A 20,185-nucleotide genomic window follows, 5' to 3' on the forward strand; every position below is an offset into this window, starting at 1 on the left:
ACCGGACGATCGAACCCCGCAGGTCTTGCCTGCGGGGTTCTGCTTTTTCGGACAATCCCTTGATTGCGAACAGTGTTCAGCCTGGGTTCATCGCCACGGATCGATGATCGTCTCAAGCCGCCGGAGACCCGGCGTGCAGGAACCAAAGACCATGAAACGCCTCCTGATGGCTTTCACCGCCATCGCCGCCGTCGCCGGCCCGCTTGCAGTCCCGATGCAGGCCCTCGCCCAGGAACAGGACCAAGCTCAGCAGGAACGGCCGCAGCGCGAAGGGCGCGCCCGCGGCATGAACCGGCCCGAGCGTCCGCAGATGGGTCGTGAAGACGGACCGCGCGAGCCTCGCCCCGAACGTCCCAGCCGCCCCGCAAACGATACGCCCCGTGCCGAGCGCCCGTCGGGTGGCGAACGGCCCAATGCGGGCGGCCAGCGTCCGGATCGGCCCGAAGGTGGCTGGAACCGGCCCGATCGTCCGAACACCGGCGGCCAGCGTCCGGATCGTCCCGAAGGCGGCTGGAACCGGCCCGATCGTCCGAACACCGGCGGCCAGCGTCCGGATCGTCTCGAAGGCGGCTGGAACCGGTCCGATCGTCCGAACACCGGCGTCCAACGCCCAGACCGACCCGAAGGCGGCTGGAACCGGCCCGATCGCCCCAATACCGGCGGCCAGCGTCCCGACCGGCCCGAAGGTGGCTGGAACCGGCCCGATCGTCCGAACACCGGCGGCCAACGTCCAGATCGCCCCGAAGGCGGCTGGAACCGACCCGATCGGCCCGACCGCCCAAATGCGGGCGGTCAGCGCCCCGACCGTCCCGGAAACGGCTGGAACCGTCCCGACCGCCCGGGCTCGGGTTGGAACAACGGTCGTGACCGCGACCGTCAGCACCGCGAGTTCCGCCAGCACTTCAACGGCGATCAATGGCGGCGCGACTTCTATCGCAGCCACCGCTCGGACTGGTGGCGCAATGATCGGCGCTTCAGGGGTTACAATGGCGTTCGCGTCGGCTTCTACTTCGCGCCGGGCTGGGGCTACTACAGCGTGCCGCGCTCCTATTGGGGCCGGTCGTGGTCGGTCGGCCAGTATCTGCCGGACGTCTTCTGGCGCTATCAACTGAACGACTGGCGCACCTACGGCCTGGGCTATCCGCCGGAGGGCACACGCTGGGTCTCGGTCGACAACACCCTGTATCTGATCGACGAATACGACGGCTACATCATCGACGTCATCCGCGACGCCTGGCGCTGGTAAGAACAAAGGCCCGGAGAGCAATCTCCGGGCCTTTATCGTGCAGTGTGTCGCTCAAGCAGCGAGCGACCGCGTCGCGAGCGTTAGCGACAAGCCGGGGTTTGGGGGCCGCAGCCCCCAAGCATCAGAGCCCCAGCTTGGCCTTCAGGATGTCGTTGACCGCCGCCGGGTTGGCCTTGCCGCCCGTGGCCTTCATGACCTGACCGACGAACCAGCCGATGGCCTGGGGCTTTTCAGCCACCGCCCCCGCCTTGTCCGGATTGGCGGCGATGATCTCGTCCACGGCCTTTTCGATGGCGCCGGTGTCCGTGACCTGTTTCAGGCCGTGCTTCTCGACCACCTCGGCCGGCGAGCCTTCGCCGTTCCAGACGTGATCGAAGACCTCCTTGGCGATCTTGGACGAGATCACGTTCGTCTCGATCAACTCCACCAGCTGCGCGACGTGCGCCGCCGGCAGCGGGTTCTCACTGAAGTCCTTGCCCTCGGCCGCCAGGCGCGCCGAAACCTCGTTGGTGACCCAGTTCGACACCAGTTTGGCGTCCCGACCCTTGGCGGCGGCTTCGAAATAGTCGGCCTTGGCCTGTTCCGAGATCAGCACGATGGCGTCGTATTGCGACAGGCCATAGTCCCCCATCAGACGCTTGCGCTTGTCGTCCGGCAGCTCGGGCAGCGACGCCTTGATCTCGGCGATCCACGCCTCTTCCAGATCCAGCGGCAGCAGGTCGGGATCGGGGAAGTAGCGATAGTCCTGCGCCTCCTCCTTGGACCGCATCGAGCGCGTCTCGCCGGCCGTCGGGTCGTAAAGGCGCGTCTCCTGGGTGATCGAACCGCCGTCTTCCAGGATCTCGATCTGGCGGCGCGCCTCATACTGGATCGCCTGAGAAATGAAGCGGAAGCTGTTGACGTTCTTGATCTCGCAGCGCGTCCCCAGATAGCTGAAGTCGCCCGTTTCCTTGAACTTGTCGTAGTTCCCGGCCCGGCACACCGACACGTTCACGTCGGCCCGCAGATTGCCCTTCTCCATGTCGCCGTCGCAGGTGCCCAGATAGATCAGGATGGTCCGGATCTTCTTCACATAGGCCACCGCCTCGTCCGGCGTGCGCAGGTCGGGACGCGAGACGATCTCCATCAGCGCCGTGCCGGCCCGGTTCAGGTCGACGTAGCTCTCGGTCGGCGACAGGTCGTGGATCAGCTTGCCCGCATCCTGCTCCAGGTGCAGCCGCTCGATGCCGACGTTGAAGAAGCTGCCGTCCTCGGCCTCCACCTCGACCACGCCTTCACCCACGATGGGGTAATAGAGCTGGCTGATCTGATAGCCGGTCGGCAGGTCGGGATAGAAGTAGTTCTTGCGGTCGAACTGGCTGCGGCGGTTGATCTGCGCGCGCAGGCCCAGGCCCGTCTTCACCGCCTGTTCGACGCAGTGTTTGTTCAGCGTCGGCAACATGCCGGGAAAGCCCGCATCGACCAGCGACACCTGCTCGTTCGGTCCCGCGCCGAAGCCGACGGCGGCCCCGGAGAACAGCTTGGCCTTCGACGCCACCTGGGCGTGGATTTCCAGGCCCATGACGATTTCCCAATCGCCGGTGCGGCCTTTGATGGTCTTGGTATTGTCGCTCATGCTCACCACCACTTGCCCGGCTTGGCCGTGAAGCCCGCCGCACGTTCCAGCGCGGCGCCGACCTGGAAGACCGTCGCCTCGTCCAGCGCCTTGCCAATGACCTGAAGCCCCAGCGGCAGGCCGCCGGCGTCCACGCCCGCCGGCACCGAAATGCCCGGCAGGCCGGCCAGATTGGTCGTCACCGTGAAGACGTCGTTCAGATACATGGTCAGCGGATCGATCTGCTTGTCGCCCAGCGCGAACGCGGCCGACGGCGTCGACGGCGTCAGGATGGCGTCCACCTGGCCCCAGACGTTGTCGAAGTCCTCTGCGATGCGGCGACGCACCTTCAGCGCCTTGACGTAGTAGGCGTCGTAGAAGCCGGCCGACAGCACATAGGCGCCGATGGTCAAGCGACGCTGGACCTCCTTGCCGAAGCCCTCGGCGCGCGAGGTCGCATACAGGTCGTCCAGCGACTTGAAGTCCTCCGCCCGATGCCCGAACCGCATCCCGTCGTAGCGGGCCAGGTTCGACGAGGCCTCGGCCGGCGCCACGATATAGTAGGTCGGCAGGGCGTATTTGGTGTGCGGCAGGCTGATCTCGACGATCTCGCAGCCGGCGTCCTTCAGCCAGGCCACGCCCTGATCCCACAGGGCCTGAATCTCGGCCGGCATCCCGTCCACGACATATTCGCGCGGCACGCCGATGCGCAGACCCTTGACCGATTGGCCGACCGATTGGGTCCAGTCGGGCGTCGGGATGTCCAGGCTGGTCGAATCCTTGGCGTCGAACGAGCACATGGATTGCAGCAGCAAGGCCGCGTCCTCGACCGTCTTGGTGATCGGCCCGGCCTGGTCCAGCGATGAGGCGAAGGCCACCATGCCGAAGCGGCTGGCGCGGCCATAGGTGGGTTTGATCCCGACCGTGCCGGTGAAGGCGGCCGGCTGGCGGATCGACCCGCCGGTGTCGGACGCGGTCGCGGCCAGGCAGAGGTCCGCCGCGACGGCGCAGGCCGAACCGCCCGACGAACCGCCCGGCGTCAGTTCGGCGTTCGAGCCGGTCGACTTCCACGGGTTCTTGACCGGACCAAAGGCCGAGGTCTCGTTGGACGAGCCCATGGCGAATTCGTCCATGTTCAGCTTGCCCAGCATGACCGCCCCGTCGCGCCACAGATTGGCGGTGACGGTCGATTCATAGGGGGGCGTGAAGCCGCGCAGCATGTTGGAGCCGGCCGTCGTCTGAACGCCCTCGGTGCAGAACAGGTCCTTGATCCCCAGCGGCGCGCCTTCCAACGCCCCGCCCTGGCCGGCAGCGATGCGGGCGTCCGACGCGCGCGCCATGTCCATGGCCTTGTCCGCCGTCACCTCGACATAGGCGTTCAGGGTCGGGTTCGCGGCCTCGATCGTGGTCAGGAAGGCCTGGGTGATTTCGGCCGAGGTGAAGTCCCTGGCCTTCAGCCCGTCGACGGCGCCCTTCAGGGTGAGTTTGGTCAGGTCGCTCATGACTATTCGACCACCTTGGGCACGACGAAGAAGCCGTCCGCCGACTTGGGCGCATTCGACAGGACCGCATCGACCTTCGCGCCATCGGTGACGACGTCGTCGCGCAGGCGCAGCGGCTGGGCGACGTTCGAGGTCATCGGCTCCACGCCTTCGACATCCACCTGATCCAACTGCTCGATCCAGGCCAGGATGCCGTTCAGCTCCTGCGCCAGCGGCTCCAGCCGGTCCTCGGGGGTCTTGATGCGGGCGAGATGCGCAACCTTGCGCACCGTCGCAGCGTCGATGGCCATGCGGCCCTCCAATCGAAAGCGTTGAGTTGAAAGTGTTGAGCGCTGTTGATCGCGTCTTTCAACATTGCCCAACTAACCGTCCGACCCTCGATTCACAAGGCGACAGCCCTCATTGCGTTGTGCTTACGGACACGGCATCCGGCGGCGTCTCGCCGCTCGGGGGGAAGTCGATCTGAACCGTCCGCTCCACCTTCAGGATGTCGCCGTTCGGCCCCGCCGTGTCCTGACGCACCGCCAGGACCACGCGCCCGGCCTTCGCCTCCACAACCTTCCATTCGGCGTAGTCGCCCAGAGGATAGGCGCGCCAGCCCTCTGCCGGGCCGCCAAACAGGGCGAAATAGGTCACCAGGCCATTCACCGCCGGATCGCCGCCCGACAGGCTGAAGACCTTGGCGCTCTGGTCCGGCAGAGCCAGCAACTGCGACACGTCGGCCGCCGTGCCGATCTCTTCGCGTGCAGCAGCCGCGCGCCGTTCGGCAGGCCCGACCGGCTTGGTGGTCGGGGGCGTGACCGCGCGTGTGATGGCGGCCGGCGTCGGCGCGGCTGCCGCAGTCTGGGTATCCTGTGCGGTCGGGGTCCTGGCCGGCGCATCGGACTGTCCGCAACCACTCAGCACAAGCCCGAAAGCCGTCATCGCTGCTGTCGCTATGCGCATATCATCGTCCTTCCTGTCCATCATCGTCACCATCGCCTTTGACTTCGGCCCGCGCCAGTCCTAACCGCAGGCCGTGCCCGTCCTCGACCTCCTCGACCTGCCCGCCGCCTGCCCGCCCGACACGCCGTGGATGGGGCTGGATTTGGGCGAAAAAACTATCGGCGTCGCCGTGTCGGATTCCACCCGCCTGATCGCCTCGCCCCTGGAGCTGGTCCGCAAGTCAAAGTTCACGCTTGAAGCCGAACACCTGTTCAAACTGATGGCGCATCGCAAGGTTTCGGCCCTGGTCATCGGCCTGCCCGCCAACATGGACGGCACGGAAGGCCCGCGCGCCCAGTCGTGCCGCGCCTTCGCCCGCAATCTGGAGCGGCTGCGGCCCGTCAACATCGCCTTCTGGGACGAGCGGCTGTCCACCAGCGCCGTCGAGCGTTTCCTGATCGAGGATCTGGACCTGAACCGCAAACGCCGCGCCCAGGTCGTGGACCGCACCGCCGCCGCCTGGATTCTGCAAGGGGCGCTTGATCGGGTTCGGGATCAGGCGACCTGGGTTTGACGGCCCTGATCGCCGGCGTCCTGCCGGTATTTCTGATGATCGCCCTGGGCTACGGCTTGCGAAAGTCCGGCTTCCTGCCCGACGAGGCGTGGCGGCCGATCGAGAAGCTGTCGATCAACATCTTCTACCCCAGCTTCCTGATCCCCGCGATCTGGCACGCCGACCTCGCCGGCGGCGGCGCGACCGTGGCGGGCGCGGCGGCGGTCGGGGCGACCCTGATCGTGGCGGCGGCGACCCTGGCGGCCAAGCCCCTGATCACACTGGACGGCCCGGCCTACACCAGCGTCTTTCAGGGCGTGATCCGCTGGAACAGCTTCGTCTTCGTGCCGGTGATCCAGTCGGTCTATGGCTCGGAAGGCACGGCGCTGGCCGCGGTCGCCATCGCCTTCATCATTCCCGTCACCAACATCGCCTGCGTCGCCGTGCTGGCGAAATGGGGTTCGCTGCGCCGCGAGCCGTCGGTGGTCGGGCTGATCAAGTCGATGCTGGCCAATCCGATTCTGCTGGCCTGCCTGATCGGCCTGGCGCTGAACCTGTTGCGCGTCCCGCTGATCCCGGGCCTGTCGGATGCGATGGACCTGCTGGGCGCCGCCGCCCTGCCGCTGGGCCTGATCGTCGCCGGGGCGGGTCTGTCCTTCGCCGAGGTCAAACGCCGCCGCACCACCATCGCCGCTGTCAGCCTGGTCAAGCTGGGCGTCATGCCGCCGCTGATGTGGTTCATCGCCTGGGCCCTGGGCGGCGACAGTCTGGCGCAGGGCATCGCCCTGATCTGCGGCGCGGCTCCCGGATCGGCCGCCTCCTACATCCTGGCGCGCCAGATGGGCGGCGACGCCCCCCTGATCGCCGGCGTCATCGCCCTGACCACCGTGGGCAGCGCCGTGGTCATTCCCATTCTGCTGGCCCTGTTCCACTTCACCTGACTGGCGTTCAGACCGAGTCGCGCCTATAGCCGCGTCTCGATGACCCAGCCCGCTCAAGTCACCGATCAGACCATCCGCGACCGGCTGGTTCCGTTCCCAAAACCGCACTTCCTGGCCGCATCGGACCTCGATCCGTATGTGACGCCGCAGTTGCTGGACCTGGGCGACGCCTTCGTCGACTTCAATCGCCAGTCGTCCAAGGCCCTGGACCTGCTGCACGGCCGCACGGTCGTGAACCTGTTCTTCGAGAACTCAACCCGCACCAGTTCCTCTTTCGAAATCGCCGCCAAGCGGTTGGGCGCCGACGTCGTCACCATGCCGGTCGCCGCCTCTTCGGTGAAGAAGGGCGAAACCCTGATCGACACGGCGGTCACCCTCAACGCCATGAAGCCCGACATCCTGGTCATCCGCCACTCGGCCTCGGGCGCGGCCGAACTGTTGAGCCAGAAGGTGGGCTGCGCCGTCGTCAACGCCGGGGACGGCCGCCACGAACACCCGACCCAAGCCCTGCTGGATTTGCTGTCCATGCGCCGCGCTTTCGGCGATGTGACCAGCCTGACCGTCGCCATCTGCGGCGACATCACCCACAGCCGCGTGGCCCGCTCAAATGTCGCCCTGTTGCAGATGATGGGCGCGCGCGTCCGCCTGATCGGCCCGCCGACCCTGGTGCCCGGCGACGCCGATCGCTGGGGCTGCGAGGTCTTCCATGACATGCGCGAAGGTCTGAAAGGCTGCGACGTGGTCATGATGCTGCGGCTTCAACTGGAGCGGATGGCCGGCGCCCTGGTCCCCTCGACCCGCGAATATTTCCGCTTCTGGGGCCTGGACCGCGAGAAGCTGGCCTGGGCCAATCCGGGCGCCCGGGTCATGCACCCCGGCCCCATGAACCGTGGCGTCGAGATCGACTCCGACGTGGCCGACGACCTGGACATCTCTCTGATCCAGGATCAGGTCGAGATGGGCGTCGCCGCCCGCATGGCCGTGCTGGCCTCCCTCTCCGCCCGTTGGGGAGACGCCCGATGACCACCGTCGCCATCATCAACGCCCGTCTGCTGGACCCCGCGTCCGACTACGACGGGCCCGGTGGCCTGCTGATCCAGGACGGCCGCATCAGCCGCGTCATCCACGGTCCGGCACCGGACCTGGCGGCGGACCAGATCATTGACGCCGACGGTCTGTGCCTCGCGCCCGGCCTGATCGACATCAGGGTCAAGACCGGCGAACCCGGCGCCGAGCCGAAGGAGACGCTGAAGTCCGCCAGCCTGGCCGCCGCCGCCGGGGGCGTGACGACCATCGTGGTCCAGCCCGACACCGATCCCGCCGTCGACGACCCGGCCATGATCGACTTCATCCAGCGGCGCGGCGCGGCCCTGAACCTGGTCAACGTCCGCGCCGCCGGCGCTGCAACCAAGGCCCTGGACGGTCAGCGCATGGCCGAGATCGGCCTGATGGACGAGGCCGGCGCGCTGTATTTCACCGACGGCGACCAGGTCATCGTCAACAGCCGCACCCTGCAACGGGTGATGAGCTACGCCGCCGCCTTCAACGCCCTGATCGCCTGCCGCCCGGCCGACTTCTGGTTGACGGAAGGCGCGGTCGCCGCCTCCGGCGAACTGGCCACGCGCCTGGGCCTTTCCGGCAGCCCCGCCATCGCCGAGCGGATCGGGCTGGAGCGCGACCTGGCCCTGGTCGAACAGACCGGCGCGCGGTTCCTCGTGGATCAGATTTCGACCGAGGGCGCGCTGGACACCCTGGCCCGCGCCCGCGCCAAGGGGCTTGAGGTCGCCGTCAGCGTCTCGATCAACCACCTGTGCTTCAACGAGGTGGACATCGGCGATTACCGCACCTTCTACCGGCTGGATCCGCCGCTGCGCTCCGAAGCCGACCGCCAGGCCCTGATCGAGGCTGTTCGGGAGGGCCTGATCGACGTCATCACCTCCGCCCATGCTCCCGCCCCGGCCGAGGACAAGCGCCGTCCCTTCGCCGAGGCCGCGCCCGGCGCGATCGGCCTGGAGACCCTGCTGCCCGCCGCCCTGACCTTGCATCACGAGGCAGGCCTCGACCTGCTCGACGTCCTGCGCCCCCTGACTCAGGGCCCCGCAGCCCTGCTGGGCCTCGACGCCGGCGTGCTGGCCGAGGGCGCGCCCGCCGACCTGATCCTGTTCGACGCCGGCGCGCCAGTGATCATCGACGCGGACGCCCTTCGCTCCAAGTCCAAGAACTCGCCCTTCGACGGCCGCCGACTTCAGGGCAAGCTGATCGGAACCTGGGTGGGCGGCCGAAAGGTCTTCTAAGGCTCAGATCAGCGCGGGCGCTCGCACGTCGCGGCCTTGGCCACCTCGGCGCCCAGAACCGACTTGACGGCCAGCGGCGTGTCGGTGGCGATCACCGTGACGCCCTGGCGCACCAGATCGCGGTATTCCGAAACGTCCCCGTCGGCGGCGTAGCGGTCATCGCGGCGCACGCCCTCGGCGCCCAGGGTGCCGAACTGAACCTCGACCCCGGCCTCACGCAGGGCGCGCCACAGCGCCGGACGCTCCTCGCGCGTGCCGGTCCAGGCCAGGATTTGCGCCGGGTTCAGCCCGCTCAGGTTATCCACGCCGCTTAACCCGGCCGAGATCATCATCTCCGGCGCCATGGCCGCCACCGCCCTCGCATCGGCGTCATTATAGGTGATCAGGATCACCCGGTTTCCGGCCCGCGACTGGCGCACCTGATCGATCACCGCTCGCGCCAGATCGACCGTGGTCTCGCCGTCGGCGGGTTTCAGGTCGATGCTGGCGATGGCCCCCACGCGTCCGGCGGCGTCCAGCGCCTCGCCCAGCGTCGGCGGCGCGGCGCGCGTCAGGGCGCCGTTCGACGCCTTCAGCCGCGCCTGTTTCACCTGGGCTAGCGTCAGGTCCGCGACCCGCCCGCGCCCGGTGGTCGTCCGGTCCATGGTGTCGTCATGCATCAGAACCAGCTGACGGTCCTTGGTCAGGACCGCGTCCAGCTCCAGGATCGCATTGGGGATCGCCCGGCCTGTCGCCTCGATGGCGGCGATGGAGTTCTCTGGCTGGTCCAGCGCCGAAACCGCCCGGTGCGCCGAAATCGCCACGCCGCCGTCCCGCACGCAGTCGAAATAGGCCGCCATCGCCGGACCCGAGGGCGGCGCAGACGCCACCGGCGGAGCGCCCACGCAACCTGTCGTCGAAAGCAGCAGCAGGGTCGCGGCGGCGGCGGAAATACGGGTCATGGATCGGCTCCGGAAAGACGCGCGGACCAAACGCTGCGCCGATCATCGGGTCAAGAGGTCGGATCGCCCTTGCTCCCGACCGCCCCGCGACGCATTTTGCCGCAACGACACGCGGGGAGCGAATCAACGTGCAGGATCTAGTGGCCCCGGCTTTCGGGACCTTGGCGCTGGTGGCGCTGGGCGGCTATCTGCTCGGCTCGATTCCGTTCGGCGTGGTGATCACGTGTGCAGCCGGCGCCGGCGATGTGCGCAACATCGGCTCGGGCAACATCGGCGCGACAAACGTCCTGCGCACCGGCCGCAAGGATCTGGCCCTGGCCACCCTGCTGCTGGACGCCGGCAAGGGCGCGGTCGCCCTGTTGATCGCCCGTCATCTGTTCGGCAGCGAACTGGCGGGAGCCATCGCCGGCGGCGCGGCCTTCCTGGGCCACCTTTTCCCCGTCTGGCTGGGCTTCAAGGGCGGCAAGGGTGTCGCCACCTTCTATGGCCTGCTGCTGGCCGCCGCCTGGCCGCTGGGCCTGATGGCGGGGGCGGTTTGGCTGCTCTGCGCCTTCCTGTTCCGCTATTCGTCGCTGGCGGCGCTCATTTCATCGGCGACCGCGCCGCTGCTGGCGCTTCTGCCGTTCGCCGTCGTCGGCCTCCCGGTCAGCCTGCCCATCCTCGCCCTGACCGTCTTCGCCGCCGTCCTGATCTGGGTGCGACATCACCAGAACATCGCCCGGCTGCTGAAGGGCGAAGAACCGCGCATCGGGGCCAAGAAGGCGTGAGCCTGGACCCGGCCGAACGCTTCGCCCGGCTGCGGCTTGCCCGCACCGACCGCATCGGCCCCGTCACCTTCACCCAACTGATCGGCCGCTACGGCTCGGCCCTAAGCGCGCTGGACGCCCTGCCCGATCTGGTGCGCAAGTCCGGCGCCGCCTCCGTTCCGCCGCCGGTCGAGACGGTCGAACGCGAGATCGCCGCCGGCGACGCCATCGGCGCCCGCCTGCTGGTGCTGGGCGATCCCGACTATCCCGAGATGCTCGCCGCGCTCGATCCGCCGCCGCCGATCCTGTGGACGCGCGGTCGCGTCGATCTGCTGAACCAGCCCTCGGTCGCCATCGTCGGCGCCCGCATCGCCTCGGCGGGCGGTCAGCGGATCGCACGCGGTCTGGCGCAGCAACTCGGTCAGGCCGGTCATGTCGTCGTTTCGGGCATGGCGCGCGGCATCGACGCCGCCGCCCACGAAGGCGGCCTGGCGACCGGAACCGTCGCGGTCCTGGGGGGCGGGGTGAACGACATCTATCCCTCCGAACACGCCGACCTCTACGCCCGCCTGACGGAACAAGGCTGCGTCGTGTCCGAAAGCCCGGTCGGCGCCCGCGCCCAGGCGCGCGATTTCCCGCGCCGCAACCGCATCATCTCGGGCCTGTCGCGCGGGGTGGTGGTCGTTGAAGCCGAGGTCCGGTCCGGTTCCCTGATCACCGCCCGTCTCGCCGCCGAACAGGGCCGCGATGTCTTCGCCGTGCCCGGATCGCCGCTGGATCCCCGCGCGCGCGGTCCGAACGAACTGCTGCGTCAGGGCGCCATCCTGTGCGAGGGGATCGAGGATATCGACCGCGCCTTCAACACCCTGCGCGCCCTGCGCGAGCCGCCTGCCGATCCGATGCGATTCGACGGCGACATCGACGACGCCTTCCTCGACCGCGTCGCCGCCCTGCTGTCGCCAACCCCGACGCCGCGCGACGAGATCGCCCGCGCCCTCAACGCCCCGGTGTCCCAGGTCGCCGCCGCCCTGCTGGAGCTCAGCCTGACCGGCCGCGCCGACCTGCTGCCCGGCGGCCTGGCTTCTCTTTAGGCCTGCGGATGACCCGCCACGGCCGCCGCCTGTTCCAGCAAGCCGGCCAGCCGCACGTCGCCCTCGTCCCGCGCCAGCCGCGCCATTTCCAGCGCCATGGCGCCGATGTATTCCCGCGTCGGAAAGGCCGCCGCTTCGATATGCGCCTGGCGATCCGTTTCGCAGGCCGATTGAGGGTGCGCCGTCGCCATGATCGTCTCCGTTGCCAGACACACAATCTAACCGCGCTTCATTAAAACACAACTACCTTGGGGTGTAAGACGACAGGTGCGATTGACTCACGGCTCCGCTCCAACCACGTTCGCGCCCCTTCCCGAGACCGGACCGTTATGAACCTCGTCATCGTCGAGAGCCCCGCAAAGGCCAAGACCATCAATAAGTATCTGGGCTCGGACTATGAGGTTCTGGCCTCGTACGGCCACGTCCGCGATCTGCCGTCCAAGGATGGCTCGGTCCTGCCCGACGACGACTTCTCCATGCATTGGGAAGCCGACGCCAAGGGCGCCAAACGCCTGTCCGAGATCGCCGAGGCCGCCAAGCGCGCCGACCGCGTCATCCTGGCCACCGACCCCGACCGCGAAGGCGAGGCCATCAGTTGGCACGTGCTGGAGGTCCTGAACAAGAAGAAGGCGCTGAAGGACACAGAGGTCCAGCGCGTCACCTTCAACGCCATCACCAAGTCCGCCGTGCTCGACGCCATGGCTAATCCGCGTCAGATCGACATGGAACTGGTCGAGGCCTATCTGGCCCGCCGCGCGCTGGACTACCTCGTCGGCTTCACCCTCTCGCCGGTCCTGTGGCGCAAGCTGCCGGGCGCCCGCTCGGCCGGCCGCGTCCAATCCGTGGCGCTGCGCATCGTCGTCGATCGCGAGATGGAGATCGAGAAGTTCAAGGCTCAGGAATACTGGTCCATCGAGGCCGACCTGAACGCCGACAGCCCGCCCTTCACCGCTCGCCTGGTCAAGCACGCCGGCAAGCGCATCCAGCGTCTGGACATCAAGGACGAGGCGACGGCTTCGGCCGCCCGCGCGGCCATCGCCGCCGGCGACTTCACCATCAATGCGGTCGAAAAGAAGCCCGTTCGCCGCAATCCGGCCCCGCCCTTCACCACCTCGACCCTGCAGCAGGAAGCGGCGCGCAAGCTCGGCTTCTCGGCCCAGCGCACCATGCAGGCGGCGCAGAAACTGTATGAGGGCGTCGACGAGACCGGCGGCCTGATCACCTATATGCGGACCGACGGCGTCCAGACCACGCCCGAGGGCATCGCCCAGGCGCGCGAGGTCATCGGCCAGCAGTTCGGTCCGGCCTTCGTCCCGCAGGAACCGCGCTATTACAAGACCAAGGCCAAGAATGCTCAGGAAGCGCACGAAGCGATCCGGCCGACCAACATCGCCCGCCATCCCGACAGCCTGCGCCTCGAATCCGATCTTCAGCGCCTCTATGAACTGATCTGGAAGCGGATGGTCGCCTCGCAGATGGAGGCGGCCCGGATGGACCGCACCACCGTCGACATCGAGACCGCCGACGGCCAGACGGGTCTGCGCGCCACCGGCCAGGTCGTGACCTTCGACGGCTTCCTCGCCGTCTATGAGGAAGGCCGCGACGAAAAGCAGAAGGGCGCCGAAGACGACGAGAGCGACGACACCAGCCGCCTGCCGGCGCTCAAGGAAGGCGCCAAGGCCAAGGTCGACGCCATCCGCACCGACCAGCATTTCACCGAACCGCCTCCGCGCTATTCGGAAGCCACCCTGGTCAAGAAGCTGGAAGAACTGGGCATCGGCCGACCCTCGACCTACGCCTCGACCCTGTCGACCCTGCGCGACCGGGAATACGTCCGCGTCGACAAGAACCGCTTCTATCCCGAGGACAAGGGACGGCTGGTGACGGCCTTCCTGGAGCAGTTCTTCAGGAAGTGGGTCGAATACGACTTCACCGCCGCGCTGGAGACCCAGCTCGACGAGGTCTCGGCCGGTCAGCTGGACTGGAAGGTGCTGCTGCGCAACTTCTGGCAGGATTTCCACGCCGCGACCCAAGCCGCCGGCGAACTGCGCACCACCGCCATTCTGGACGCCCTGAACGAAAGCCTCGGCGCCCACATCTTCCCGGACAAGGGCGATGGCTCCGATCCGCGCGAATGCCCCCTGTGCCACCAGGGCCAGCTCAGCCTGAAGACCAGCCGCTTCGGCGCCTTCATCGGCTGCGACCGCTATCCGGAGTGCAAATACACCCGTCCCGTCGCCAGCCCCTCGGCTGAAGACGGCTCGGCCGAGAGCGGCGACCGCGAACTGGGCGTCGATCCGGAAACGGGCCAACCGGTCCAGCTGAAGATCGGCCGTTTCGGCCCCTATGTCGAAATCACGCCGCCGGAGGGCGACAAGCCCAAACGCTCGTCCCTGCCCAAGGGCTGGTCGCCCGCCTCCCTGACGCTGGATCAGGCCCTGCGTCTTCTGGCCCTGCCGCGCGAGGTCGGGGTCCACCCCGAGGACGGCAAGATGATCACGGCGGGCCTGGGCCGTTACGGACCCTTCGTCCTGCACGCCGGCACATACGCCAATGTGTCTGACATCGACGAGGTGTTCGAGGTCGGCCTGAACCGCGCCGTGGCCCTGCTGGCGGAAAAGCGCGCCGGTCGTCCCGGTCGCGGCGCGGGTGCGGCTCCGCTCAAGGATTTGGGCGCCCACCCGGAAACGGGCGAGCCGATCCACGTCATGGCCGGCCGTTTTGGCCCCTACGTCAAGTCCGGCAAGATCAACGCCACCCTGCCGAAAGGCACGGCGCCCGAAGACCTGACCCTGGAAGACGCCCTGCCTCTTCTGGCCGCCAAGGCCGGCGCCGCGCCCAAGAAGAAGGCGCCCGCCAAGAAGGCTGCGGCTCCGAAAAAGGCCGCCGCCAAGAAACCGGCCGCCAAGAAGGCTCCGGCGAAAAAGGCCAAGACCGCCGAGTAATCCCTTCTCCCCTCGGGGGAGAAGGTGGCTCGCGGAGCGAGACGGATGAGGGGGCTGCCAGACGCCGTCTCCCCCTCACCATCCAGAGGCCGACAGCCCCCTCATCCGAGACCTCCGGCCCCACCTTCTTCCCCATGGGGAGAAGGACGCCTGACGCATGGCGCGAATCCCCCCCGCGCCCTATCTTCGCCTGCTCATGCCCATCCGCCGCCTTTCCCCCGAAACCGTCAACCGCATCGCCGCCGGCGAGGTGGTCGAACGGCCGGCCAGCGCCATCAAGGAACTGGTCGAGAACGCCCTGGACGCCGGCGGTCGCAATATCGAGATCCAGGCCGACGGCGGCGGCCTGTCTCGCATCCTGATCGCCGACGACGGCAAGGGCATTCCGCGCGAGGAACTGCCGCTGGCCATCGAACGCCACGCCACATCCAAGCTGGAGCCTGACGACGCCGGCGACGTGGACCTGTTGCGCATCCACACCCTGGGTTTCCGGGGCGAGGCCCTGCCCTCGATCGGCTCGGTCGCCCGCCTGTCGATCACCACCCGATCGCGTGACGCAACCGACGCCTGGGCCATTCAGGTCGAGGGCGGCGAGACCCGGCCCCTGTCCCCCGCCCCGTTCCCCGGCCCGCACGGCGCGCGGGTCGAGGTGCGCGACCTCTTCTACGCCACCCCCGCCCGGCTCAAGTTCATGAAGTCCGAGCGGTCCGAGGCCATGGCCATCTCCGAAGAGATCAAGCGCCAGGCCATGGCGCACGAGGCCGTCGCCTTCACCCTGTCGCTGGACGGCAAGGTCACCCTGCGCCTGCCCGCCGAACACCCCGGCGACGAGGGCCGGCTGAAGCGCCTGTCCGCCCTGTTGGGCCGCGACTTCGAGGCCAACGCCCTCTTGATCGATCAGGCGCGGGACGGCGTGCGCCTGTCCGGCTATGCGGGCCTGCCCACCTATTCGCGCGGCAATGCGGCGCATCAGTATCTGTTCGTCAACGGCCGCCCGGTGAAGGACCGGCTGCTGCAAGGGGCCCTGCGCGGCGCCTACGCCGACTTCCTGGCGCGCGACCGGCACCCGGCCGCCGTCCTCTTCCTCGACATCGATCCCCTCTATGTCGACGTCAACGTCCACCCCGCCAAGGCCGAGGTCCGGTTCCGCGATCCGGCCCTGGTGCGCGGCCTGATCGTCGGCGCCCTGCGGCACGCGCTCCACGCCGCCGGCCACCGCGCCAGCACCACCGTCGCCGCCGACGCCCTATCCAGTTTTCAGGCGGGTTTCCAGCCCCACACCGGCGTCGCCTCCGATTCCGCCTACAGCCCGAGCGCCTCGTCGGCGCAAGGCTTCAGCGGCTGGTCCCAGCCCGCAGCGGCCGCGCAAGTCCTGCCCGGCCTCAACGAACGCAGCGCCCGCGTCGAACCCAGCTGGGACGGCCCGTCATGGCCGTCGCAACCCGCCGATGCCGCCTCGATCAGTCACGAGTCACGATTCACCGCTCACTCCCCCGCCGACCCCCTCGACTACCCCCTGGGCGCCGCGCGGGGTCAGCTCCACGCCAACTATATCGTCGCCCAGACCCGAGACGGCCTGGTCATCGTCGACCAGCACGCGGCGCATGAGCGGCTGGTCTATGAGCGGATGAAGGCCCAGATGGCCGAGGGGGCCGTGACCCGCCAGGCCCTGCTGACGCCCGAGGTGGTCGATCTCGACCCCGCCGAGGCCGAACGCGTCGCCGGGCGGGCCGAGGAACTGGCCGAGATGGGCCTGATCGTCGAGGCGTTCGGTGCCGGCGCCGTCCTGGTGCGCGAAACTCCGGCCATGCTGGGCGACACCGACGTTCAGGGCCTGATCCGCGACATCGCCGACGACCTGTCCGAACACGGCCAGGCCCTGTCGCTCAAGGAACGCCTCGCCGCCATCTGCGGCACCATGGCCTGCCACGGCAGCGTCCGCTCCGGCCGCGTCCTCTCGGCGCCGGAGATGAACGCCCTGCTCCGCCAGATGGAAGCCACCCCCCACTCCGGCCAATGCAACCACGGCCGCCCGACCTATGTGGAGCTGAAGCTGCACGATCTGGAGAAGCTGTTCGGGAGAAGGTGAAGAATGTCCCGCGGACACGAGGAATAGCCACATCGCTATCCAGCGATTTTGTTTCTTCTAGAGCTACGTCAAAAGACGAAATATTTACAACTCAGGCGATAAATTTAGCCGCAAGAAATCCATTCAATGACGGCTAAAAATTGTCTACGATCGACATCTCGATACCGCAAGACCGATCACCAGAAAGCATATCTAAGTTTAGCAAAGATCTAAACGCATTAGGTGACGCCGACGAGTATGTCGTAGATTTCGGAAGTCCACGATTTATGCCTCCGTTTTCAATGATTTTGCTGGCAACTCAACTTCGCCAGTTCAAGATTGATAGAAAAGGGAGCGCTTGTTTCGCCAAAAATTATGAAAAACACTCCTATGCTGCGCACATGGGACTATTTAAAGCATTTGGCCTTGATCATGGAAACGCACCGGGCGAAGCGAATGGTAGTTCCACCTACATCCCAATCACAGAGATTGGTCGTGAGCAGATTGAGAGGGAAGCATCCGCCCTCGATAAGCACCCTGGATTTATAATTGAAAATCGATCAGCTGATCTTGCGAAGATGTTAACACGGTTCAACGACGGACCATTGCTAGACACCCTAACTTTTTCAATTCGAGAAATCATTCGTAATGTTGTAGAGCATAGCGAAGCTGAAAATGCATACATTTGTGCTCAATACTGGCCAACAAGGCATTCAGTCGAAGTTGGAATAACTGATTGCGGACGAGGAATCCGTGACGGCCTCTCCGACAATGACCGATACGAATACGAAACCGATAGAGAAGCTATTCAGATAGCCCTACTGCCAGGCGTGTCAGGGAACATAGCTGCAGGAAAAGGCGGCGACGATCCTTGGCAGAATTCCGGTTACGGCCTCTACATGACAAGTCGAATTTTTCGACACGCTGGATCGTTTTCAATCTACAGCGGAGATGCAGGCATTAAGCTTAGCGGATCCACAAAAACTGATATTCCACCACATTTGAAAGGGACGGCTGTTCGAATGCTTCTGGACACACGCCTAGTCAGCAACCTCGACAGTCAACTAGATCAGTTCCGTAAAGATGGACGGAATGCAGCGAAAAATATGGTGGGAGCGGCGCAGATCACTGCTTCCACAGCATCTCAAATGTTATCAAGAAATTTCGCAACCTGAAGGCCCCATGCCCTCCGTTCTCTTCGTCTGCCTCGGCAACATCTGTCGCTCTCCCCTCGCCGAGGCCGCCCTGCGCGCCGAGGCGGAGCGGCTCCGGCTCGACCTGATCGTCGATTCCGCCGGGACCGGGGACTGGCATGCGGGCGAGGCGCCGGACCCGAGGGCGCAGGCGACGGCGCGGCGGCATGGGGTCGAGATCTCGGGGTTGAAGGCGCGGCAGGTGACGCAGGCGGACTTCCGCCGCTTCACCCATGTCATCGCTCTGGACCACGAGAACCTGAAAAACCTGCGCCGCCTGCGGCCCGCCGATGCGACCGCCGAGCTCAGCCTGCTGCTCGACCACGTCCCCGGCCGCGAGGGCCAGGCCGTCGCCGATCCCTATTTCGGCGACGACGACGGTTTCGAAATCACCTGGGCCGAGGTGACGGCGGCGGCGAAAGCTTTGGTCGCCAAGCTGTAACCCCCACCCGTTGAGAGACGGGCAGCGTCGCCAATCACTCGGCTGTCGGCGAAACCTTCAGGAACAGCACCCTGGCTGCGCCATAGTCGCGCACGTCCAGCCGCTGATAGCCGGGGGTGTCGATCTCCGGCTCGTCCGATCCGCGCTCGAACACCACCAGGGCGCCGGGCTTGAGCCAGCTTCCCTCGATCAGCCGCACCAGCGTCTGTTCCCCCAGCCCCTTGCCATAGGGCGGGTCCAGAAACGCCAGGTCGAACGCCTCGGCGATCGGGCCGGGCCGCACGCCCAGGTCCGTGGCGCTGCGCCGATGCACTCGCGTGCGCCCCATCAGCCCATAGGCGTCGGCGTTCTCGCGGATCGCGCCGCGCGCCCCGTCGTCCGTCTCGACGAACAGGCAGAAGCCCGCCCCCCGGCTGACCGCTTCGAACCCCAGGGCGCCCGAACCGGCGTACAGGTCGATGACCCGCAGCCCTTGCAGGCTCTCGCCCCAGGCGGCGTGTTCCAGCACGTTGAACACGGCCTGGCGCGCCCGATCAGAGGTCGGGCGCGTGCCCTGCCCCTCCGGCGCGACGATGGCCCGGCCCTTCAGGCTTCCGGCGACGATCCGCATCAGGCCGCTCCGCCGAAGCGGCGTCCGACCCACACCCGGCCGGCGATCAACAGACCCAGCGCCAGCGCCGTCATGGCCGCCAGCAGCCCCACGCCCCGCGCCATCAGGAAGAAGCTCAGCGCGCAGGCCAGTCCCGGCATCAGGGCATGGGTCACGACCACCGTGGCGCGCACCGCCCAATGCGGCCGCGGCCGGATCGCATCGGTCACGAAGGCGGCCCAGCCATAGGCGCCGGCGTGCATCACCCCGACCAGGGCCACCAGGCTCAGATAGATCCAGGCCCCCTCGCCGTTGCGCGGCTGTTCGTAGAGCAGGGTCGTGGCGAACGGCATCAGCACCACCCCCGCCAGGGCCAGCATGTTGAACAGCATCACCCCGTTGCTGAAGCCGGTCATGCGGGCGAACACCCGCCGGTGCGTATTCCAGAAGACGCCGATGATTGCGAAGCTGAGCGCAAAGGCGGTGAACATCGGCCACCGCTCGGCCCACAGGCTGGCCCACTGTCCGTTCCAGCCTTCCGGCACATGCAGTTCGATGGCCAGCAGGGTGATGGCGATGGCGAACACCCCGTCCGAGAACAGCAGCAGCCGTTCTAGGCTGTGATCGCCCTTCGCCGGGCTCAGGTCTGCTGTCGTCGTCGTCATCGCCATTCCCCCTGTCGCAACCCTTGTCGTCAATCCTGCGGCGGCGCGAACTGCGCCCATAGCTCGTCCGTCGTCAGGCGCGGCCGCTCGCCCGCCAGCGCATAGGTCGCCGGCTTGCTCTCGATGCAGAACTCATCCTCAAGGACAAAGGCCGACGGATCGTCGAACGCCTGGGCCGAGACCATGGTGATCGCCCCGTCGTTCGAGCGCCAGAACAGGCCGGTCCCGCAGGCGGGACAGAACTGACGCGTCGCCCAGTCGGACGACACATAGGTCGCCACCTCGCCCGTGACCGCGACGCTGTCGCCGCAGTCCACGCTGAACAGGATGCCGCCCGACTGCCGCCGGCAGGTCGGGCAGTGGCAGGCGTGCATCCCGCCGTTCGGCGTCGCGGTGAAGGTGACGGCGCCGCACAGGCACCGCCCGGTCGAGATCGTCATCGCTCAGTCCT

Annotated in this window: 20 protein-coding genes; 11 read left to right on the top strand and 9 right to left on the bottom strand. The window is 67.2% G+C overall.

What is annotated here, in order from left to right:
• Positions 1-151 precede the first annotated feature (151 nt).
• Positions 152-1,246: an RcnB family protein gene (locus Q9R14_RS06565; protein ID WP_306003891.1), complete on the top strand. Its 1,095-nt coding sequence runs from the start codon at positions 152-154 to the stop codon at positions 1,244-1,246.
• 121 nt (positions 1,247-1,367) lie between these two features.
• Here Q9R14_RS06565 and gatB read toward each other — a convergent pair whose 3' ends face one another.
• The 4 genes from gatB to Q9R14_RS06585 form a co-directional block, all read right to left on the bottom strand.
• Positions 1,368-2,861 carry an Asp-tRNA(Asn)/Glu-tRNA(Gln) amidotransferase subunit GatB gene (gene gatB, locus Q9R14_RS06570; RefSeq protein ID WP_306003892.1) on the bottom strand — a complete coding sequence of 498 codons (1,494 nt, stop codon included), beginning with the start codon at positions 2,859-2,861 and terminating at the stop codon, positions 1,368-1,370.
• Between the two features lie 2 nt (positions 2,862-2,863).
• Complete coding sequence (gene gatA, locus Q9R14_RS06575) at positions 2,864-4,342, bottom strand: Asp-tRNA(Asn)/Glu-tRNA(Gln) amidotransferase subunit GatA (protein ID WP_306003893.1); 1,479 nt, start codon at positions 4,340-4,342, stop codon at positions 2,864-2,866.
• Positions 4,343-4,344: 2 nt separating this feature from the next.
• The gene (gatC, locus tag Q9R14_RS06580) at positions 4,345-4,632 is read right to left on the bottom strand and encodes an Asp-tRNA(Asn)/Glu-tRNA(Gln) amidotransferase subunit GatC (protein ID WP_039247681.1); all 288 of its coding nucleotides are present in this window, start codon (positions 4,630-4,632) and stop codon (positions 4,345-4,347) included.
• A 109-nt stretch (positions 4,633-4,741) separates the two neighbouring features.
• The gene (locus tag Q9R14_RS06585) at positions 4,742-5,287 is read right to left on the bottom strand and encodes a hypothetical protein (protein WP_306003894.1); all 546 of its coding nucleotides are present in this window, start codon (positions 5,285-5,287) and stop codon (positions 4,742-4,744) included.
• Between the two features lie 73 nt (positions 5,288-5,360).
• On the opposite strand from Q9R14_RS06585, the gene ruvX reads away from it, so the two are divergent.
• Genes ruvX through pyrC form a run of 4 tightly spaced genes read left to right on the top strand, consistent with a single transcriptional unit; the run spans position 5,361 to position 9,054 of the window.
• On the top strand, positions 5,361-5,840 hold the full coding sequence (ruvX, locus tag Q9R14_RS06590) for a Holliday junction resolvase RuvX (RefSeq protein WP_242076719.1): 480 nt from the start codon (positions 5,361-5,363) through the stop codon (positions 5,838-5,840).
• On the top strand, positions 5,837-6,760 hold the full coding sequence (locus Q9R14_RS06595; protein WP_242076720.1) for an AEC family transporter: 924 nt from the start codon (positions 5,837-5,839) through the stop codon (positions 6,758-6,760). The genes ruvX and Q9R14_RS06595 overlap by 4 nt, the downstream gene beginning before the upstream one ends.
• A gap of 39 nt (positions 6,761-6,799) precedes the next feature.
• Positions 6,800-7,783 carry an aspartate carbamoyltransferase catalytic subunit gene (locus tag Q9R14_RS06600; protein WP_306003895.1) on the top strand — a complete coding sequence of 328 codons (984 nt, stop codon included), beginning with the start codon at positions 6,800-6,802 and terminating at the stop codon, positions 7,781-7,783.
• Positions 7,780-9,054 (top strand): dihydroorotase, encoded by a 1,275-nt coding sequence (gene pyrC, locus Q9R14_RS06605; protein ID WP_306003896.1) that lies wholly within the window; start codon positions 7,780-7,782, stop codon positions 9,052-9,054. The genes Q9R14_RS06600 and pyrC overlap by 4 nt, the downstream gene beginning before the upstream one ends.
• Positions 9,055-9,062: 8 nt before the next feature.
• On the opposite strand, the gene Q9R14_RS06610 is transcribed toward pyrC, so the two are convergent.
• Positions 9,063-9,995, bottom strand: coding sequence for a glycerophosphodiester phosphodiesterase family protein (locus tag Q9R14_RS06610; RefSeq protein WP_306003897.1), 933 nt, complete (start codon positions 9,993-9,995; stop codon positions 9,063-9,065).
• 128 nt (positions 9,996-10,123) lie between these two features.
• Here Q9R14_RS06610 and plsY point away from each other — a divergent pair, with 128 nt between their 5' ends.
• Complete coding sequence (gene plsY, locus Q9R14_RS06615; RefSeq protein ID WP_306003898.1) at positions 10,124-10,762, top strand: glycerol-3-phosphate 1-O-acyltransferase PlsY; 639 nt, start codon at positions 10,124-10,126, stop codon at positions 10,760-10,762.
• Positions 10,759-11,832, top strand: a complete 1,074-nt coding sequence (gene dprA / locus Q9R14_RS06620) for a DNA-processing protein DprA (protein ID WP_306003899.1) — start codon at positions 10,759-10,761, stop codon at positions 11,830-11,832. Before plsY ends, dprA begins: the two co-directional genes overlap by 4 nt.
• Here the strand turns inward: dprA and Q9R14_RS06625 are convergent.
• A complete protein-coding gene (locus Q9R14_RS06625) occupies positions 11,829-12,023 on the bottom strand; it encodes a hypothetical protein (protein WP_039247670.1) in 195 nt (64 codons plus the stop codon). The two genes, dprA and Q9R14_RS06625, sit on opposite strands and share 4 nt — an antisense overlap.
• Positions 12,024-12,161: 138 nt before the next feature.
• Between Q9R14_RS06625 and topA the strand changes: the two genes are divergently transcribed.
• The 4 genes from topA (at position 12,162) to Q9R14_RS06645 (ending at position 18,480) form a co-directional block, all read left to right on the top strand.
• The gene (topA, locus tag Q9R14_RS06630) at positions 12,162-14,777 is read left to right on the top strand and encodes a type I DNA topoisomerase (RefSeq protein ID WP_306003900.1); all 2,616 of its coding nucleotides are present in this window, start codon (positions 12,162-12,164) and stop codon (positions 14,775-14,777) included.
• Positions 14,778-14,973: 196 nt separating this feature from the next.
• Positions 14,974-16,866 carry a DNA mismatch repair endonuclease MutL gene (gene mutL / locus Q9R14_RS06635; protein ID WP_306004129.1) on the top strand — a complete coding sequence of 631 codons (1,893 nt, stop codon included), beginning with the start codon at positions 14,974-14,976 and terminating at the stop codon, positions 16,864-16,866.
• A gap of 140 nt (positions 16,867-17,006) precedes the next feature.
• Entirely contained in the window at positions 17,007-18,020 is a 1,014-nt protein-coding gene (locus Q9R14_RS06640; RefSeq protein WP_306003901.1) for a hypothetical protein, read from the top strand.
• Positions 18,021-18,027: 7 nt separating this feature from the next.
• The gene (locus tag Q9R14_RS06645) at positions 18,028-18,480 is read left to right on the top strand and encodes a low molecular weight protein-tyrosine-phosphatase (RefSeq protein ID WP_306003902.1); all 453 of its coding nucleotides are present in this window, start codon (positions 18,028-18,030) and stop codon (positions 18,478-18,480) included.
• Positions 18,481-18,514: 34 nt separating this feature from the next.
• On the opposite strand, the gene rsmD is transcribed toward Q9R14_RS06645, so the two are convergent.
• Genes rsmD through Q9R14_RS06660 form a run of 3 tightly spaced genes read right to left on the bottom strand, consistent with a single transcriptional unit; the run spans position 18,515 to position 20,174 of the window.
• Positions 18,515-19,090 (bottom strand): 16S rRNA (guanine(966)-N(2))-methyltransferase RsmD, encoded by a 576-nt coding sequence (rsmD, locus tag Q9R14_RS06650; RefSeq protein ID WP_306003903.1) that lies wholly within the window; start codon positions 19,088-19,090, stop codon positions 18,515-18,517.
• On the bottom strand, positions 19,090-19,734 hold the full coding sequence (locus Q9R14_RS06655) for a TMEM175 family protein (RefSeq protein ID WP_306003904.1): 645 nt from the start codon (positions 19,732-19,734) through the stop codon (positions 19,090-19,092). Before Q9R14_RS06655 ends, rsmD begins: the two co-directional genes overlap by 1 nt.
• Before the next feature lie 29 nt (positions 19,735-19,763).
• Positions 19,764-20,174 carry a GFA family protein gene (locus Q9R14_RS06660; protein ID WP_306003905.1) on the bottom strand — a complete coding sequence of 137 codons (411 nt, stop codon included), beginning with the start codon at positions 20,172-20,174 and terminating at the stop codon, positions 19,764-19,766.
• Between the last annotated feature and the right edge of the window lie 11 nt (positions 20,175-20,185).

Source organism: Brevundimonas sp. C43 (genome assembly GCF_030732185.1).
Classification (GTDB): Bacteria; Pseudomonadota; Alphaproteobacteria; order Caulobacterales; family Caulobacteraceae; genus Brevundimonas; species Brevundimonas diminuta_C.

Bases quoted from the DNA above. Each gene is read 5' to 3' on its own strand.
- Q9R14_RS06565 (WP_306003891.1), top strand. From the start codon at position 152: ATGAAACGCCTCCTGATGGCTTTCACCGCCATCGCCGCCGTCGCCGGC.
- gatB (WP_306003892.1), bottom strand. From the start codon at position 2,861: ATGAGCGACAATACCAAGACCATCAAAGGCCGCACCGGCGATTGGGAA.
- gatA (WP_306003893.1), bottom strand. From the start codon at position 4,342: ATGAGCGACCTGACCAAACTCACCCTGAAGGGCGCCGTCGACGGGCTG.
- gatC (WP_039247681.1), bottom strand. From the start codon at position 4,632: ATGGCCATCGACGCTGCGACGGTGCGCAAGGTTGCGCATCTCGCCCGC.
- Q9R14_RS06585 (WP_306003894.1), bottom strand. From the start codon at position 5,287: ATGCGCATAGCGACAGCAGCGATGACGGCTTTCGGGCTTGTGCTGAGT.
- Q9R14_RS06600 (WP_306003895.1), top strand. From the start codon at position 6,800: ATGACCCAGCCCGCTCAAGTCACCGATCAGACCATCCGCGACCGGCTG.
- pyrC (WP_306003896.1), top strand. From the start codon at position 7,780: ATGACCACCGTCGCCATCATCAACGCCCGTCTGCTGGACCCCGCGTCC.
- Q9R14_RS06610 (WP_306003897.1), bottom strand. From the start codon at position 9,995: ATGACCCGTATTTCCGCCGCCGCCGCGACCCTGCTGCTGCTTTCGACG.
- Q9R14_RS06625 (WP_039247670.1), bottom strand. From the start codon at position 12,023: ATGGCGACGGCGCACCCTCAATCGGCCTGCGAAACGGATCGCCAGGCG.
- topA (WP_306003900.1), top strand. From the start codon at position 12,162: ATGAACCTCGTCATCGTCGAGAGCCCCGCAAAGGCCAAGACCATCAAT.
- mutL (WP_306004129.1), top strand. From the start codon at position 14,974: ATGCCCATCCGCCGCCTTTCCCCCGAAACCGTCAACCGCATCGCCGCC.
- Q9R14_RS06645 (WP_306003902.1), top strand. From the start codon at position 18,028: ATGCCCTCCGTTCTCTTCGTCTGCCTCGGCAACATCTGTCGCTCTCCC.
- rsmD (WP_306003903.1), bottom strand. From the start codon at position 19,090: ATGCGGATCGTCGCCGGAAGCCTGAAGGGCCGGGCCATCGTCGCGCCG.
- Q9R14_RS06655 (WP_306003904.1), bottom strand. From the start codon at position 19,734: ATGACGACGACGACAGCAGACCTGAGCCCGGCGAAGGGCGATCACAGC.
- Q9R14_RS06660 (WP_306003905.1), bottom strand. From the start codon at position 20,174: ATGACGATCTCGACCGGGCGGTGCCTGTGCGGCGCCGTCACCTTCACC.